Origin of the sequence: Chishuiella sp. (assembly GCF_032109125.1) — a bacterium.
Lineage (GTDB): Bacteria > Bacteroidota > Bacteroidia > Flavobacteriales > Weeksellaceae > Empedobacter.
In genome coordinates this window covers 179,778-195,561 of record NZ_DAMCLZ010000006.1, presented here as the reverse complement: position 1 = coordinate 195,561, position 15,784 = coordinate 179,778, and the positions used below count along the sequence as shown (strand labels likewise).

General features: G+C 28.0%; 16 protein-coding genes and 3 tRNA genes. 6 read left to right on the top strand and 13 right to left on the bottom strand.

What is annotated here, in order from left to right; translation table 11 throughout:
* Positions 1-87: 87 nt before the first annotated feature.
* The 3 genes from RT575_RS08890 to RT575_RS08880 form a co-directional block, all read right to left on the bottom strand.
* Positions 88-161, bottom strand: a tRNA-Thr gene (locus tag RT575_RS08890).
* Between the two features lie 7 nt (positions 162-168).
* Positions 169-249: transfer RNA gene (locus tag RT575_RS08885), tRNA-Tyr, on the bottom strand.
* Positions 250-266: 17 nt separating this feature from the next.
* A tRNA-Thr gene (locus RT575_RS08880) sits at positions 267-340 on the bottom strand.
* 267 nt (positions 341-607) lie between these two features.
* On the opposite strand from RT575_RS08880, the gene RT575_RS08875 reads away from it, so the two are divergent.
* Both RT575_RS08875 and RT575_RS08870 read left to right on the top strand, forming a co-directional pair.
* Positions 608-2,254, top strand: a complete 1,647-nt coding sequence (locus RT575_RS08875; RefSeq protein ID WP_313386426.1) for a Na/Pi symporter — start codon at positions 608-610, stop codon at positions 2,252-2,254.
* A gap of 100 nt (positions 2,255-2,354) precedes the next feature.
* Complete coding sequence (locus RT575_RS08870; protein ID WP_313580263.1) at positions 2,355-3,236, top strand: NifU family protein; 882 nt, start codon at positions 2,355-2,357, stop codon at positions 3,234-3,236.
* Positions 3,237-3,312: 76 nt separating this feature from the next.
* Here the strand turns inward: RT575_RS08870 and RT575_RS08865 are convergent, their stop codons facing one another.
* The 8 genes from RT575_RS08865 to RT575_RS08830 all read right to left on the bottom strand — a co-directional run bounded on the left by RT575_RS08865 (position 3,313) and on the right by RT575_RS08830 (position 10,415).
* Positions 3,313-5,481 carry a polyribonucleotide nucleotidyltransferase gene (locus tag RT575_RS08865; protein WP_313580261.1) on the bottom strand — a complete coding sequence of 723 codons (2,169 nt, stop codon included), beginning with the start codon at positions 5,479-5,481 and terminating at the stop codon, positions 3,313-3,315.
* 138 nt (positions 5,482-5,619) lie between these two features.
* Entirely contained in the window at positions 5,620-5,889 is a 270-nt protein-coding gene (gene rpsO / locus RT575_RS08860) for a 30S ribosomal protein S15 (RefSeq protein ID WP_313376778.1), read from the bottom strand.
* A 289-nt stretch (positions 5,890-6,178) separates the two neighbouring features.
* On the bottom strand, positions 6,179-7,006 hold the full coding sequence (locus RT575_RS08855) for a mechanosensitive ion channel family protein (RefSeq protein ID WP_313386429.1): 828 nt from the start codon (positions 7,004-7,006) through the stop codon (positions 6,179-6,181).
* Positions 7,007-7,016: 10 nt separating this feature from the next.
* The gene (locus tag RT575_RS08850) at positions 7,017-7,217 is read right to left on the bottom strand and encodes a hypothetical protein (RefSeq protein ID WP_313386430.1); all 201 of its coding nucleotides are present in this window, start codon (positions 7,215-7,217) and stop codon (positions 7,017-7,019) included.
* Position 7,218: 1 nt separating this feature from the next.
* Positions 7,219-7,782 (bottom strand): sigma-70 family RNA polymerase sigma factor, encoded by a 564-nt coding sequence (locus RT575_RS08845; protein ID WP_313580258.1) that lies wholly within the window; start codon positions 7,780-7,782, stop codon positions 7,219-7,221.
* Positions 7,783-8,007: 225 nt separating this feature from the next.
* Entirely contained in the window at positions 8,008-8,748 is a 741-nt protein-coding gene (locus RT575_RS08840) for an SDR family oxidoreductase (protein WP_313386432.1), read from the bottom strand.
* Between the two features lie 10 nt (positions 8,749-8,758).
* A complete protein-coding gene (locus RT575_RS08835; RefSeq protein ID WP_313580256.1) occupies positions 8,759-9,379 on the bottom strand; it encodes a Type 1 glutamine amidotransferase-like domain-containing protein in 621 nt (206 codons plus the stop codon).
* A gap of 64 nt (positions 9,380-9,443) precedes the next feature.
* Positions 9,444-10,415, bottom strand: a complete 972-nt coding sequence (locus RT575_RS08830) for a YihY/virulence factor BrkB family protein (RefSeq protein WP_313580254.1) — start codon at positions 10,413-10,415, stop codon at positions 9,444-9,446.
* A 27-nt stretch (positions 10,416-10,442) separates the two neighbouring features.
* Between RT575_RS08830 and rlmH the strand changes: the two genes are divergently transcribed.
* From rlmH to RT575_RS08810, 4 genes are read left to right on the top strand one after another with little or no spacing between them, the layout of a single operon-like run.
* Positions 10,443-10,916, top strand: a complete 474-nt coding sequence (gene rlmH / locus RT575_RS08825; RefSeq protein WP_313386435.1) for a 23S rRNA (pseudouridine(1915)-N(3))-methyltransferase RlmH — start codon at positions 10,443-10,445, stop codon at positions 10,914-10,916.
* Positions 10,909-11,718: a type II CAAX endopeptidase family protein gene (locus tag RT575_RS08820; RefSeq protein ID WP_313580252.1), complete on the top strand. Its 810-nt coding sequence runs from the start codon at positions 10,909-10,911 to the stop codon at positions 11,716-11,718. The genes rlmH and RT575_RS08820 overlap by 8 nt, the downstream gene beginning before the upstream one ends.
* A gap of 1 nt (position 11,719) precedes the next feature.
* The gene (rdgB, locus tag RT575_RS08815) at positions 11,720-12,301 is read left to right on the top strand and encodes an RdgB/HAM1 family non-canonical purine NTP pyrophosphatase (protein WP_313386437.1); all 582 of its coding nucleotides are present in this window, start codon (positions 11,720-11,722) and stop codon (positions 12,299-12,301) included.
* Positions 12,298-13,218, top strand: a complete 921-nt coding sequence (locus RT575_RS08810) for a ribonuclease Z (RefSeq protein ID WP_313580250.1) — start codon at positions 12,298-12,300, stop codon at positions 13,216-13,218. Before rdgB ends, RT575_RS08810 begins: the two co-directional genes overlap by 4 nt.
* A 181-nt stretch (positions 13,219-13,399) precedes the next feature.
* Here RT575_RS08810 and RT575_RS08805 read toward each other — a convergent pair whose 3' ends face one another.
* Positions 13,400-13,684: a rhodanese-like domain-containing protein gene (locus RT575_RS08805; RefSeq protein ID WP_313376935.1), complete on the bottom strand. Its 285-nt coding sequence runs from the start codon at positions 13,682-13,684 to the stop codon at positions 13,400-13,402.
* Between the two features lie 52 nt (positions 13,685-13,736).
* Positions 13,737-15,758, bottom strand: coding sequence for a M13 family metallopeptidase (locus RT575_RS08800; protein WP_313386439.1), 2,022 nt, complete (start codon positions 15,756-15,758; stop codon positions 13,737-13,739).
* Positions 15,759-15,784: the final 26 nt, after the last annotated feature.

The window sequence follows — 15,784 nt, the reverse complement described above, 5'->3', positions numbered from 1 at the left end:
CTGATTACAAATCAGCTGCTCTAGCCAGCTGAGCTACATCGGCAAAAATATTATTTAGTTTTTAAAATAAAATATAAAACTTTATTGAGCCGATAGAGGGACTCGAACCCACGACCTGCTGATTACAAATCAGCTGCTCTAGCCAGCTGAGCTACATCGGCTTTTTAGTGGGGAGAGCAGGATTCGAACCTGCGAAGGTTACCCAACGGATTTACAGTCCGTCCTCGTTGGCCGCTTGAGTATCTCCCCGACCTATATTTTTGCTGAGCCGATAGAGGGACTCGAACCCACGACCTGCTGATTACAAATCAGCTGCTCTAGCCAGCTGAGCTACATCGGCAAAAATATTATTATTTGAATATTTCAAATTGAAAACAGGAGATTCATTTCTCGAAAGAAGTGTTGTTCCTTTTTCGTGGTGCAATATTAGGGCAGTTTTTCGAATCTCGCAAATGTTTTTTTAATATTTTTTACTTTTTTTTCTATTTTAGTTACTTTAATTTTGATTTTCAGAATTTTATATTTTTAAAAAAATTACAAAATAAAAGAAAAAAGATAATATTCTATTTACATTAGACTTCATACTTTTGTATTCAATAAAAAATAAATGCACGCTTTTATATTAGTATTACAACTATTCGGAGCAATTGCCTTGTTTATTTTAGCTATTAAATTACTAAGTGAAAATTTACAAGCTTTATCTGGATCAAATTTTAAGAACACCTTAAATAAACTTACAAAAAACAATTTATCAACCATACTTACTGGTACAGTTTTTACAACTGCTATTCAGTCGTCATCTGCTGCAAGTGTTTTTATACTAGGTTTTGTAAATGCAGGTTTTATTAATTTAAAAAAAGCATTTGGTCTTATACTTGGAGCTAATATTGGCACAACAATTACTCTTTGGCTTGTATATTTTGGAATGAAATTCGATTTAATTGAAATAGCTCTTCCATTAATTTTAATTGCATTTCCTTTTTACTTATCTAAAAAAAGAAATAAAAGAAAAATTGGAGGAATCTTATTTTCTTTATCTTTATTATTCTTTGCTTTATTTTTTTTAAAAAACTTTATTCCATCAATTGAAGAGCATCAAGAAGTACAAGATTTTTTCCATCATTTATCTCAACAAAGTTTATTAACCAATATATTATTCATTTTAATAGGAATTGTAATTACAATTGTAGTTCATTTCTCTTCTGCTTCGATAACAATAGCAATATTACTAACAAGCAAAGGACTACCTGCAGAATTAGCTGCTATGATTGTTCTTGGAGCAAATATAGGAACAACATTTACAGCTCATTTAGTCGCAGCTATAGGAGATCGATTAACTAAAGTTGTAGCCGTATTCCATACTTTTTTCAACATTATTGTTGCTATAGTTTTTTTATTTTTAGGAGAATACCTTTTACAATTCATTAATAATAACATATCTACTAACTTATCTATTCAGTTAATTAGTTTTGATACAATTACAAATATTTTTGGAGTTCTTATATTTTATCCTTTTGTAAATAAAATAGCTATTTTTTGCCAGAAAAGATATTTCTCAATTAATCAACCAGATAAAAAAATTGAATTTTACGCTATACCATTTGGTACAAACTCTGACTTATATAAAAATGAAGCTAATAAAAAATTATTAAAATTAGCAACAACAACTAAACAAGCTATATATACTCTTGGTAGAATGATTACGGAGAGTGATGAAGAAAAAATAATTGTATTTAGAGAGCGTATATTGGAGTTAGAAAAAGAAGGAGATCAACTAGAAAAAGATGTAAATGATTTTTTAAATGAAATTACTGAACTTGATTTACCTAATGAAAACACTCTTTCTATTTTAAAACTTATAACACTTTGTCATCATCTAGAAAGTGTTGGAGATATTGCCATAAAAATTTCTTCTATACATCGTAAACGAAGAACTACAAATAGCTATTTCACTCCAAAAATGCGTCTATATTTAGTTGAATTTCAAGAGAACTTGGATCAAGCAACTAGAATTTTAAATCAAAATCTAAACGAGATGCATGAAGAAGTTTCTATAAAGCAAGCTGAATGTATAGAAAAAACTATTAATACCATATATAAAGAAGCTGAATCTAATTTAATGAGAACCATAGAAAAAGAAAAAATTCTTACTACAAGTGCTTTATTTTATAAAGATTTGATTCAGAATTATGAAATCTTAGGTGATCATTTATACAAAGCAAATAAAACAATTGTTGAATTAAAAAATCAATAATTATTTTTAAAACAATTGTATTTATTATAAGTATATCTGCATAGTAAAAAACAATTAATTAATATAAATTGTCTAAGATTTATAACTAATTTTGTAAACTATGAGAGTACACGAAGAAATTACACCAAATAATAATGTGATGAAGTTCGTATGTGACGTAACTTTAACGCAAGGAGGTGTTGAATTTGATAAAAATTCAACAGCTTCAGAATCTCCATTAGCACAAGTTTTACTAACAATACCATTTATAAGAAAAATATTTATTACTGCAAATTTTGTAGCTATAGAAAAAACTGATGGTATTGAATGGTCTGATGTAAGTGAAGATTTAAAAGAAATAATTAATGATCATTTAGAAGAAAATGCTGTATTGGTTGCTATGAAAAAAGCACCTGTTTCTATTTATGCAGAAATGACTCCTAATCCAGCTGTTATGAAGTTTGTGTCTAACACAATGTTAACTCCTGAAATTATTGAAATAAAATCAAAAGAAAAAGCTGCTGGAGTTCCTCTTGCTGTGGCTATTTACAAAGAATACCCTTTTGTTGAAGAAGTATTCATTGTAGATAATTATGTTTCTTTAACAAAAAATGATTCAGAAGATTGGTCTTTATGGACTATGGATGTTAGATCATTTATTACACAATATTTACAAGCCGGAGGAATCGTTTTTGATGAATTCTATGAATTTTCTACAGATGCACCAGAACATGTAGTTGTAAAAGCGCAAGAAGATTTTTCTTCTATTGAGCAACAAATAAAATCCATATTAGATGAATATGTTCAGCCTGCTGTAGCAAATGATGGTGGAAATATTGAATTAATTGAATTTGATGAAGAAACAAGAACTGCAAAAATGTTATTACAAGGTGCTTGTTCTGGTTGTCCTTCTTCTACTGCAACATTAAAAAATGGTATTGAAGGTATTTTAAAAGAAATGATGCCTGATGTTGTTGATAATGTAGAAGCTGTTAATGGCTAATTAAAAAAAATAGCATAAAACTAAAAAAGCAGTATAATAAAATTATACTGCTTTTTTTATTTGTATTGCTCAAAAATTAAGCGTCCTTATTTTCTTGAGTTTTCACTTCTTTTTTATCTGCTGTTTTTTCAGGTTTAGGTAATAATGCCTTACGAGATAATTTCATTTTCTTTTTATCATCGTATCCTAAAAATTTAACTTCGATTTTGTCTCCAATATTTAACGCATCTTCAACTTTTTCTAATCTTTTATGCTCTATCTCAGAAATATGAACTAAACCTTCAACTCCTTTAGAAATTTCTACGAAAGCTCCAAAAGGTTTGATAGATTTTACAACTGCATTATAAGTTGCTCCAGCCTCTGGAACAAATGCAATTTGTTTAATTCTTTCTACTACTCTATCGATATTTTCTTGGATAACACCATTAATCTCAACACGACCAGTAGTTTCTTGCTCTGTAATTGCAATAACAGTTTCAGTTTCTTTTTGTAATTCTTGAATTACTTTTCCTCCTGGTCCTATTACAGCTCCAATAAATTCTTTAGGAATTTCTACAACTACAACTTTAGGTGCATTTGGTTTTAACTGTTGACGTGGTTCTGGTAAAGTTTCAAGTAATTTACCTAAAATGTGTAAACGACCTTCTTTAGCTTGTAACAATGCCGTTTCCATAATTTCCATAGATAATCCTTGTACTTTTATATCCATCTGACATGCTGTAATACCATCAGCAGTACCTGTCACTTTAAAGTCCATATCTCCTAAGTGATCTTCATCTCCTAAGATATCAGATAATACAGTGAATTTACCAGATTTAGTATCTGTAATCAATCCCATTGCAATACCCGAAACTGGTTTTTTCATTTGTAAACCTGAATCCATTAAAGCTAATGTTCCAGCACAAACAGTTGCCATAGAAGAAGAACCATTAGATTCTAATACTTCTGAAACGATACGTACAGTATAAGGACATTCGTCAGGTAACATTTGAGCTAATGCTCTTTGTGCTAAATTTCCATGACCAACCTCACGACGAGAAGTTCCTCTTAAAGGACGTGCTTCACCTGTAGAGAATGGAGGGAAGTTATAATGTAAAAAGAATTTTTCATCAAAATTTGTTACAACACCATCTACCATATTAGCATCTTTAGAAGATCCTAATGTTACAGTAGCTAATGCTTGAGTTTCCCCACGTGTAAAAATAGCAGATCCGTGTGTTGATGGTAAATAATCAACTTCTGTCCAAATAGGACGAATAGTTTTAGGATCACGTCCATCTAAACGAATTCCTTCATTTAAAATTAATTGACGAACAGCTTCTTTTTGTACATCATGAAAATAGATATGAGCAAAAGGCTTAACACGAGCTAACTCTTCTTCATCTTCTGCATATTGCGCTAAGAATTCCTCTTCTACAGCAGCAAACTTTTCTCCTCTTTCGTGCTTTTCTGATGGACTTTTAGCTATATCATAAAATTTATCATAACCATAAGCCCAAACTTTTTCACGAATTTCTTCGTCATGAGTTTCGTGGTTATATTCACGTTTAGGAGTTGATTTACCTACTTTAGTAGCTAAACTTTCTTGAGCTTCAATTTGTTTTTTAATTTCTGAATGAGCAAATTCTATTGCATCTAACATTTCACGCTCAGAAATTTCACTCATTTCACCTTCTACCATTACAACAGAATCTTTAGAAGCTCCTACCATAATATCAATATCAGCTTGTGCTAATTGCTCTACTGAAGGATTTATCATTAATTCTCCATTAAGACGTATAACACGAGCTTCTGAAATTAATGTAAAAGGTATATCTGTAATTGCTATTGCAGCAGAAGCAGCTAATCCTGCTAATGCTTCTGGCATTACTTGTTTATCGTAAGATATAAGAGAAATCATCACTTGTACTTCCGCATGGAAATCTTCTGGAAACATAGGTCTTAATACACGGTCTACCAAACGCATAGTTAAAACCTCATCATCTGATGGTTTTGCTTCTCTTCTAAAAAAGTTTCCTGGAATACGTCCTCCAGCATAAAATTTCTCTCTATAATCAACTGTTAAAGGTAAGAAATCTACACCTGGATTAGCTTCTTTGTTTGCTACTACTGTAGCTAATAACATGGTATCACCCATGCGTACAACCACAGATCCATCAGCCTGTTTTGCTAATTTCCCTGTTTCAATTGTAATTTCTCTGCCGTCTGCAAGAGTAATTTTTTCTGTGATCGCCTGTGGAATCATTCGTCTTCTTAGTATTTAATTCGTCTAAGTTAAAGCCGTTTGCCTTAACTGTATTTTTATAAATGTATGTATCTTATTTGGATATCTAACAAAAAAAAAGGCAATTTTAACATAATTGCCCTTTTTATTTTTTTCAAATTACTTACGTAATCCTAATTCAGCGATAATCGCACGGTATCTTGTAATATCTTTTTTCTTTAAGTAGTTTAATAACGCTTTACGCTTACCTACTAATAATACTAAAGATCTTTCTGTATTAAAATCTTTATGATTTTTTTTCAAGTGCTCAGTTAAATGTTTGATACGGTAAGTGAATAATGCAATTTGCCCTTCAGCTGATCCTGTATCTGTAGCTGATTTTCCGTGTTTTGCGAAGATTTCGCTTTTTACTTCTGTTGATAAGTACATGCCAATATTATTTAATAATTCTTATGTATTGAAGTGCAAATATACAAAAAAATATAACTTACATATAAAAAAAATAAAAAGAGACTGATAGATTTCAGTCTCTTTTTGAGGAATTATTTTTTGATTTAATAGATAGATAGAAAGTATTTTGGTATAGATTGTCTTTCTATTAAATCTGGGTTTGGTAAAATGTGAAATATATTCACAAAAAATAGGTTAGGTAGTTAGGTTAAAAGCGGCTTGATTTTCGGTAAAAAATCATTGATTTTGGTTAATTTAGAGAATCTTTTTAAGATTGATTATTATTTAATATTTGTATTTTTCTATTCGAAATTACTTTTATAGGATAAACAATTTGTTTTTCTCCTACTTGTAGTATAAGTGATATATTGTCAATAGATATTATTATTCCTTCAATTTCATCATCAATAATTATTTTTTGTCCTACTTCGAAATTTTTATTTGCATAAAATGATAATAATATTCTGTAAATAATATCTTTTGAACCTAGTCCAAAAGCTATAGAAATAGTTAGAAGTATTGCACCAATAATTAATGATAAATTATTTGTTATTAAGTCAGTATTAATTCCTGCTTGATTTAAAGATGTTAAAATTGTAAAAATTAAAATTATATAAAATAATATATTACCTACAATTGTAGCACCATTAAGATCAAAAGATTTTAATAAGCTTTTTATTAATGTTTTTACATAACTTGCTAAATAAAAACCTCCTATAAATATGATTAAGGCACTAAAAAATTGTGGTAAGTAATCTATAATTCTACCTATTTGTCTAGATACAACTACTAATCCAAATATATCAGATCCTATAATTATAATTAGTAAGATGATAAACACTTTTACAAATTGTAATATTATTTTTTGAGGATCAACTTCTATAGATGAATTTTTTAAAAAATCATTATTATTCAATGCTTCTTTGAGGTTATCTATTTTAGAAATTTTAAGTATATATTTAGTTAGAATTAGCAATAATTTTAATATAAAATACGAAATGACTATATATACAATCCCTCCTATAATTTTAGGAAAAACATTTACCATTTCTTGGTACAAATTTTCCAATAAACTAAAGTTTAAACCTATATTCATACTTTTCTTTTTAATCTTTCTTTTTAGGGTTTTTCTTTGAAGTATTTTTTCCTATACTCAAAATACTACCTATTGTTTTTGGATATTTTACAGAAACTAATTCTGCAACATTCAACGTTAATTTTACTAACGCAACATCATCCATTACTTTTTGTTTGATTGTTTCTGGAAGCTTTTCGTTAGTTATAATAGTTTTAAAAGGATTTTCCATATTACAATTCTTTATAAATATTCAACAAACGATTTTTTGCTCTATTCAATCTCATTTTAGTTGCACTCTCACCTATTTCTAAAGCATTAGATAAATCTTTTATAGAAAAACCATCTTGATATTTCATCAATAATATAGATTTATCTTCAACATCTAATTTTGCTAATGAACAGTTCAACTTTTCAACTTTTAATTCAAATATTTCTTTGTCATCAATTTCTTCTTCATAATTTTCAAGCAAATCCTCGGTAACTGAAAATTGTTTTTCATTATTATTCAACTTTCTTTGTATATGATTTATACAAAAATTATATACAAAAGAGTATAGCCAAGTAGAAAACTTTGATTTAGCTTGATATGTTCTAAGTTTTAAAAATAACTTTACAAATATATCATGCGTCATATCATGCGCTTCCTCCTTATCTTCAACAAAACTCCAACATTTATTATAAATAATATCAGCATATCTATCATATAATACACCAAACAAATATTGATCTTTTGTTTGAACAATCTTCTCAACTAAATTGTCATCATCTAGATGTTCAATCGGATCTTTCGACATTTAACTTACTTTCACTATTATGACACATGAAAACTAAATAAGTCACTATTTTTTTTAAAAAAAGTGACTTATTTAAAAACAAAAAACAATAAAATGCTTATTTTTAACTAATTAAAAAACATTCATTGATCAAAAATATTTTTTAATCAGTTCAAGAATTTAATTAAATACAATTAAGTATTATTGTAAATATATGTAATATTATATATTCTTTTATAATTAATTTTATTTCATCAATAAACCTCCATCAACGATGTATTCACTACCAGTTACATAACTAGAATCATCTGATAATAAAAATAGCGCAATAGCAGCAGCCTCTTCAGGCTCTCCTATTCTTTTTAATAAAAGTGTTTTAGCTAATTCTTCTTCAAATTGTTGACGTAAATCATCAGGAAGTGATGATCTAAGATTACTTTTTATAGGACCAGGTATAATAGAATTTACTCTAATTCCTCTGGGTGATAACTCTGCTGCCCAAGATTTAGCAGCTGATAAAATTGCAGCTTTTGTTGCTGAATATAGAGAAATTGAAGATTGACCCTCATAAACAGCACTAGAAGATGTAACCACAACAGCACCTCCATTATTTATAAATGGTGACAAAGCTCCCATTTGTAACATTGGAGCCACAACATTTACATGAAACATTTTATCAATTGAATTTTTATCTAAAGTATTTAAATCACCTCCAGCAGCAAAAGCTGCATTTAACCATAAACCATCAATTTTCCCACTTTTTTTTACTACAGATAACAAATCAGTTAAAAAATCTTCTTTTTCTACATCATTCTCTACTATTATAACATTATTTCCTAATTGCTCTTTAGCTTCAAATAAATGACTTTCTGTTCTTCCAGTAATAATAACTTTAGCTCCTTCTTCTAACAAACGTTTTGCTCCTGCTAAACCTATCCCACTTGTACCTCCTGTAATTAATATTGTTTTATTATTAAATCTTTTCATTTTATCATTTTTAACCTATTATTTTATACTGACTATTATTAACCAATATAACTTGATGATTACTTATTGGAACTAGATGCAATTTATCTATTCTATTATTCTCTTTTAAAATGTCTTCTACAATTTCGGTAAATGGTTCATTATTTAAATGAGGTAAAGTATAAAAGTCAACCATATTTAAACCTAAAAAATTCTCTAATTCTGTAGCTTTTCTTTTATCATCCATTTTATCCACGTATAAAATATCTTTAGATAAAATAATACTACCTGCTGATGAACCAATATAAAGTTTTCCTTTTTTTATTTCATCAATAATTAACTGATCAGCATTAGATTTTTTTAATTCTTGAAGTAAATAAAATGTGTTTCCTCCTGAAACAAAAATCATATCTGATTCTGAAAAAACTTTACTCATTTCATTTTGATGTTTTCCTATAATATCTAAATCTTTAATAATAATTCCTAAATCTATAAAAGCTTTTCTATCATCATCAACATATTTTGTATAATCTTCTACTAAACTTGCAGTATCAATAAATGCAACTGTTTTACCTTTTACACTTTCTCCATAAAAATTCTCTAAAAATTGATAAACATCATTAAATGATGATGACAAAAACATTTTTTTCATTTTTTATACTTTATAAAATCAACAACTAAAAAAACAGTTTAATTGTAATTAAACTGTTTTTTCTCTATTCCTTATCTAAATTAATATAACGACTATTATCTATATGATTAACATCTTCGTAATATTTTGTATAATTTATAGACATATTTAACTCATAACCAATCAACATCAGAATGACATTAATATAAACAAATATCATCATAATCATAACTAAACCTAAAGAACCATAAAGCAAATTTATATTCGTAAAATAACTTAAATAAGTATTAAATCCTATAACTGTGAATAAAAATAAAACTGAAGTTAACACTGCTCCTGGTAATACAGTACTTCTAGTTTTTTTATGATTTGGTCCAAAATAATACAGCATACACATTGATATAAAATAAAACATGAATATAGCAATGTAATTAATTAAGTAAGAAAATTCACTTAATTTCCCTAAAAATGGAATATGAGTTAAAAATTTCCATATAACCAAAGTCGAATAGGTCAAAGAAACCTGCAATACTATAAATATTGTAAAAAACAAAGTTAAAACTATAGATAATAATCTTGATTTAAAGTTTTTACGTTTAACATAAACATCTTGATACGAAGTATTAAATCCATTTATAATCCCCTGAATTCCATTAGATGACATGAATATTGTAATCAAAATCATAAAATAATTTACTTTTCGTTTACCTTGTAATTGTGTTGTACTATCAATATATGAGATAACATCATTACTAACATGACTAGGTAATAGTTGAGGTAAAAATTGAGTAAATAATAATTTTTTTATTTCTTGATAATGATATAAATGAGGTAAAACACTGAATAAGAAAAGTAAGAAAGGAAACATACTAAAAAATAAAATCCATGAAATAGCCGCAGAACGTAATGGAAAATTACCTTTCATCACTCTAATCCAAAAAACTTTCAAGAAATCATGAACAGTAATTCCAGTTTTTTTATTCATCATTTTTGTTCTCGACCATTCTCGAAAATAATTTATTCCTGTGTATGTTTTAATTTCTTGAAGAATGCGCATATTTTTGCCTTAAATTAATTTGTTTTAATGAATATAACAACTATTTGTATTGGTAAAACCGATGAAAAAGCTATTGAGATGCTTTTACAAAAATATGAAAATCGATTACCTTCTCACATAAATTATCAAAGAATTGAGATACCGGATATAAAAAATCGTAAAAATTTATCAGAAATTCAACAGAAACAAAAAGAAGCTGAACAAATTTTAGGAAAAATTGTAAATACTGACTTTGTAATTATATTAGATGAAAAAGGTAAACAACCAACATCTAAACAATTTGCTGATGATATACAAAATTATATGAACCAATCAGTAAAAAATCTTGTTTTTGTAATTGGTGGACCTTACGGTTTTGATGAATCTGTATACAACAGAGGAAATAAAAAAATGTCACTTTCTAACATGACATTTACTCATCAAATGGTTCGTTTGTTTTTGACAGAGCAAATCTATAGAGGTTTTAGTATATTGCAAGGTAAACCGTATCATCATGAATAGTGAAAAAAACACAATAAAATCTAAATTAAACTTCTCTGTTGGGAAAGCATTTTATTATAGTTTTATTGCAATTGTTACTTGGCAATTTTTTGGTGGAATTGTATCTATACCATCATTATTTTATGCTCCTTTAAATAATATCTTATTACCTCTAGGTTTTTTAGTTGGAACAATTTCTGCTATTTGCCTTTTACTTGCACTTACAAAAACAAAAATTTCATTAATTCTGGAAGCAATAAAAACTCCTTTTTCTGCTATTCAACTAATTTTAGCTGTATGCTGCTGGTTCTTTTTTCTACCATTAGCTGAGTTATGTACTAGCTTAATACCAACAGACGGATTATTAGAAGAACTATATAAAAGTTTCGAAAAAACATTCAACATGATGTTAAACTACAAGATTGCAGGTTTTATCACAATTTGTATTCTTGCTCCTATTTTCGAAGAAATTCTTTTTAGAGGAATCATATTAAAAGGAATGCTGAACCATAATGTAAAAGCTAGTGTTGCCATTTTTATAAGTGGATTAATATTTGGATTAGCACATATGAATCCTTGGCAATTTATAGGTGCAGGAATATTAGGAATAATATTTGGTTTTATATACTACAGAACAAATTCTCTATTTTTAACAATGTTTCTGCATTTCCTAAACAATACACTTTCTTATGTTCTAATGTTAATTTATGGAGATACAGAAGAAAATGTATTTTTAAGTAATAATCATGTTATAATAGGAATAATGACTATCTTGGGTATATTAAGTCTATTTACTCTTTATAAGAATACAAAAAAACAATAAAATGGAACTTATTTTCGCTACACACAATAATAACAAAGTAAAAGAAGTTAGTAAAATGTTACCCTCTTATTTATCGATGAAATCTTTAAGTGATATTAATTTTCATGATGAAATAGAAGAAACAGGTGAAACATTTGAAGAAAATGCATTATTAAAAGCAAAAACTATTTCTAATAAAACAGGAAAAAATATTTTTGCTGATGATTCTGGATTAGTGATTGAAGCTTTAGATGGAGCTCCAGGTGTTTACTCTCATAGATATGCTGGAACTGGAGAAGATAAAGATAATATTGCTAAAGCTTTAAAAGAATTAAAGGACAAAACTAATAGAAAAGCGTATTTTATATCTATTTTCTGCTTAATTTTGGATAACAAGGAATATTTTTTCGAAGGGCGTATAAATGGAACTATTTCTACTGAAGTTTTAGGTGATAATGGTTTTGGTTATGATCCTATTTTTATTCCTGATGGCTTTTCCAAATCTTTTGCACAAATGACAGCAGAAGAAAAAAACAAAATTAGTCATAGAGGAAAAGCTGTAGAAAAGCTAAATGATTTTTTAACAAACCTAAAAACAATTTGAGTTTACAATTAACTATACTAGGATTTAATTCGGCATTACCTACTGCCTACACACACCCTACTGCCCAATTATTAAATATTGCTGAAAGATATTTTTTAATTGATTGTGGAGAAGGGACACAAGTGCAATTACGAAAAGCAAAAGCAAAATTTAATAGAATAAATAATATTTTTATTTCTCATTTACATGGCGATCATGTTTTTGGATTAATTGGATTAATATCCACTTTTCAATTATTAGGAAGAGATACTCCACTAACTATTCATGGCCCGAAAGGAATAAAAGAATTTATAACAACACAACTAAGATTAACAGAGTCTAATAATTCTTTTGAAATAATTTTTAATGAACTACACACAAAAGAATCTGTCCTTGTTTTTGATGATGAAAAAGTTGAAGTATTTTCTATTCCTTTAAATCATCGTATTTATGCGAACGGTTACCTTTTTAGAGAAAAACCTAAAGGTAGGAAATTGAATATGGATACAATAGAAGAATTTTCTGAAATTGATGTTTGTGATTATCAAAATTTGAAGAATGGAAAAGATTTTATCTTAAATTCTGGAGAGATTATTCCTAATAATTATTTAACATTTGATGCTCCTAAGTCTTTAAGTTATGCTTTTTGTTCTGACACAAAATATAAACCAGATATTGTTCCGATTATAAAAGATGTGGATTTACTTTATCATGAATCTACTTTTTTACATGAATTGAAAGATTTAGCTATATATACAGGACATTCTACAGCAAAAGAAGCTGCTTTGATTGCAAAAGAAGCAAATGCTAAAAAATTAATTTTAGGTCATTTCTCGAATCGTTATCATGATTATAAACCTCTTTTATTAGAGGCAAAAGAAGTTTTTTCTAATACAGTTTTACCTGAAGTATTAAAAGAAATAAAATTATCTTGCTAATAAAATTTTAATTCTATTATTTAGATTATACTGCAAAAACGATTGTAATGGAAATCCTTTGCGACGAGCAAAGATTGCAATAGAAAGCGTGTCCTGAAGGGTTTGCCCAAATTATAAAAAATAGAGATATAAAAAAACCGATAATAAATTATCGGTTTTTTTATATTTACTTTCAATGAAATTATTGACCTAAAATATCTAAAACATCTTGGTAACCTCCTCCATTAAAAACTTCTTCTAATCCGTTAGCTTGTAAAAATTGAGCAGCAGAACCAGATCGATTACCACTTCTACAAAAAACAACAACCGGTTTAGACATTGCTTTTATTTCCTCTACTCTTGTAGGAACATCTCCTAAAGGAATATTGATTGCATTTGGAACAAAACCGTCTGTTTCTAATTCGTATGGTTCGCGAACATCTATTAATGTTGCATTTTCATTTGTTATTGCTTCTACTGTAGTCATTTTTATAATTCTTTTTTTATTTTTTATCCAAGATAAGATTTTACCAATCATTTTACCAAATCTTTATACGATCTTTTGGTGCTTTGTATAATTTATCTCCAGGTTTTGTTTGAAAAGCATCATGGAAAGCATCAATATTGATAATTGGTCCGAAAGAACGGAAATATCCTGGTGAATGTGGATCCGTTTTCACTTGATTTTCTAATGCTTCATTTGTTGCTTTAGTTCTCCAGATTGTTGCCCAAGATAGGAAAAAACGTTGTTGAGGAGTAAATCCATCAATATTTCCATAAGTTCCTTTATCTTTTAAATACATTTGTAAGGCATCGAAAGCTACAGAAGCTCCTCCTAAATCTCCAATATTTTCTCCTGAAGTAAATGTTCCATTTACATGGCTTCCTTTTACTGGCTCGTAAGCATCATATTGTGTTGCTAAAGCTTTTGTTGCTTGAGCAAATTTTTCTTCGTCTTGCTTTGTCCACCAATTTACTAAGTTTCCATCACCATCGAATTTTGCTCCTGAATCATCGAATCCATGAGAAATTTCGTGACCAATAACTGCTCCAATTCCTCCAAAATTTACAGCTGCATCTGCTCTATAATCATAAAAAGGAGGCTGTAAAATTGCCGCAGGGAAAACTATTTCGTTATTTGTTGGATTAAAATAAGCATTAACCGTTTGTGGTGACATTCCCCAACGAGTTTTATCTACTGGCTTACCAAAATCTTTTAAATTTTCTTTTGTACGCCATTTACTAATTTCAATAACATCATCTATTAAATTACCTCCATCAGCCAATGATTTTACTTGTAAATCTGAATAATCTTTCCATTTATCTGGATAACCAATTTTTACAGTAAATTTATTTAGTTTATCTATTGCTTTTTTCTTTGTATCAGCTGACATCCATTCTAACTCATTGATATGTTTGTCAAATGATTTGAAAATATAGCTAATTAACTCTTCAGCCTTTGCTTTTGCTTCTGGTGGAAAATTATCTTTTACATAAATTTGACCTAATAATTCTCCTGTTGTACCATTCACAAAAGATAAACCTCTTTTTTCTAATGCACGTTGTTCTTTTTGTCCAGATAAAGTTTTACCATAAAAATTAAAGTTAATCTTATCTAATTCTGTTGTTGAATAACCTGCATAAGAATTAATTAATTTAAAACGAAGATATTCTTTAATTAACGGAATGTTTTCTTGAGTTAAAATTTTATCTAAGTTTTTGTAATAATCCAATTCTTCAACAATAACAGTTTCTGGATTTATTCCTAACGCTTTTACATATCCTTCAATATCGATATTCTTAGTTAATTTTTTAACTTCTGATAATTTTACTGGATTGTATGATTTATTAGGATCACGATCTTCTTCTACAGTTTTGATGTATTTTGACATCATTTTCTCAAATTCTACAATCTTAGGACCTTTTAAATCTCTTGTTTTAGATCCTGTAAAAGGCATTAATTGATCTACAAAACTTGAAAATTTACCTAAAGTTTCTGTATTTTTTGCATCTTCTTTTTGGTAGTAAGTTTTACCTAAACTTAAATCTATACTACTTAAATAAACTGCATTTTCTTTACTATTTTTAAGATCTGCATAAACATAAACTCCATAAAATGGATTTTCACCTATCGGAGAAACTTCTATTAAATATTTTTGTAAATCTTTTAAATTTTTAATTTTATCAATTTGATTAAAATATTTTTGAAGAGGAGCTAAACCAGTTTTATTTCTAGCATCCAAGTTTACATAAGCTTCATATAAATCAGCTATTTTTTGTTCACTTGTTCCTTGTTTATGCTTTGTTTTAATTAAATCTTGAACTAATTTTAAAGTTACTTTATCTGTATTTTCAATTAACTCATCAAAACTCCCCCATCTTGCTCTATCAGAAGGTATTTCTGTAATTTTCATCCAATTACCATTTACATAATTATATAAATCATCTTGTGGACGAACTGTTTTATCCATGTAATTTGGATTGATTGCATGATAGCCATCTTGTGCCATAGCCAACATAGATGTACATGCAAAAGCTGCTATAAAAAAATTCTTTTTCATTGTTTTAATAGATATTATTCCTCGTT

Excerpts from the sequence above, each read along its gene's own strand:
- RT575_RS08875 (WP_313386426.1), top strand. The coding sequence starts at position 608 with ATGCACGCTTTTATATTAGTATTACAACTATTCGGAGCAATTGCCTTG.
- RT575_RS08870 (WP_313580263.1), top strand. The coding sequence starts at position 2,355 with ATGAGAGTACACGAAGAAATTACACCAAATAATAATGTGATGAAGTTC.
- RT575_RS08865 (WP_313580261.1), bottom strand. The coding sequence starts at position 5,481 with ATGATTCCACAGGCGATCACAGAAAAAATTACTCTTGCAGACGGCAGA.
- rpsO (WP_313376778.1), bottom strand. The coding sequence starts at position 5,889 with ATGTACTTATCAACAGAAGTAAAAAGCGAAATCTTCGCAAAACACGGA.
- RT575_RS08855 (WP_313386429.1), bottom strand. The coding sequence starts at position 7,006 with ATGAATATAGGTTTAAACTTTAGTTTATTGGAAAATTTGTACCAAGAA.
- RT575_RS08850 (WP_313386430.1), bottom strand. The coding sequence starts at position 7,217 with ATGGAAAATCCTTTTAAAACTATTATAACTAACGAAAAGCTTCCAGAA.
- RT575_RS08845 (WP_313580258.1), bottom strand. The coding sequence starts at position 7,782 with ATGTCGAAAGATCCGATTGAACATCTAGATGATGACAATTTAGTTGAG.
- RT575_RS08840 (WP_313386432.1), bottom strand. The coding sequence starts at position 8,748 with ATGAAAAGATTTAATAATAAAACAATATTAATTACAGGAGGTACAAGT.
- RT575_RS08835 (WP_313580256.1), bottom strand. The coding sequence starts at position 9,379 with ATGAAAAAAATGTTTTTGTCATCATCATTTAATGATGTTTATCAATTT.
- RT575_RS08830 (WP_313580254.1), bottom strand. The coding sequence starts at position 10,415 with ATGCGCATTCTTCAAGAAATTAAAACATACACAGGAATAAATTATTTT.
- rlmH (WP_313386435.1), top strand. The coding sequence starts at position 10,443 with ATGAATATAACAACTATTTGTATTGGTAAAACCGATGAAAAAGCTATT.
- RT575_RS08820 (WP_313580252.1), top strand. The coding sequence starts at position 10,909 with ATGAATAGTGAAAAAAACACAATAAAATCTAAATTAAACTTCTCTGTT.
- rdgB (WP_313386437.1), top strand. The coding sequence starts at position 11,720 with ATGGAACTTATTTTCGCTACACACAATAATAACAAAGTAAAAGAAGTT.
- RT575_RS08805 (WP_313376935.1), bottom strand. The coding sequence starts at position 13,684 with ATGACTACAGTAGAAGCAATAACAAATGAAAATGCAACATTAATAGAT.
- RT575_RS08800 (WP_313386439.1), bottom strand. The coding sequence starts at position 15,758 with ATGAAAAAGAATTTTTTTATAGCAGCTTTTGCATGTACATCTATGTTG.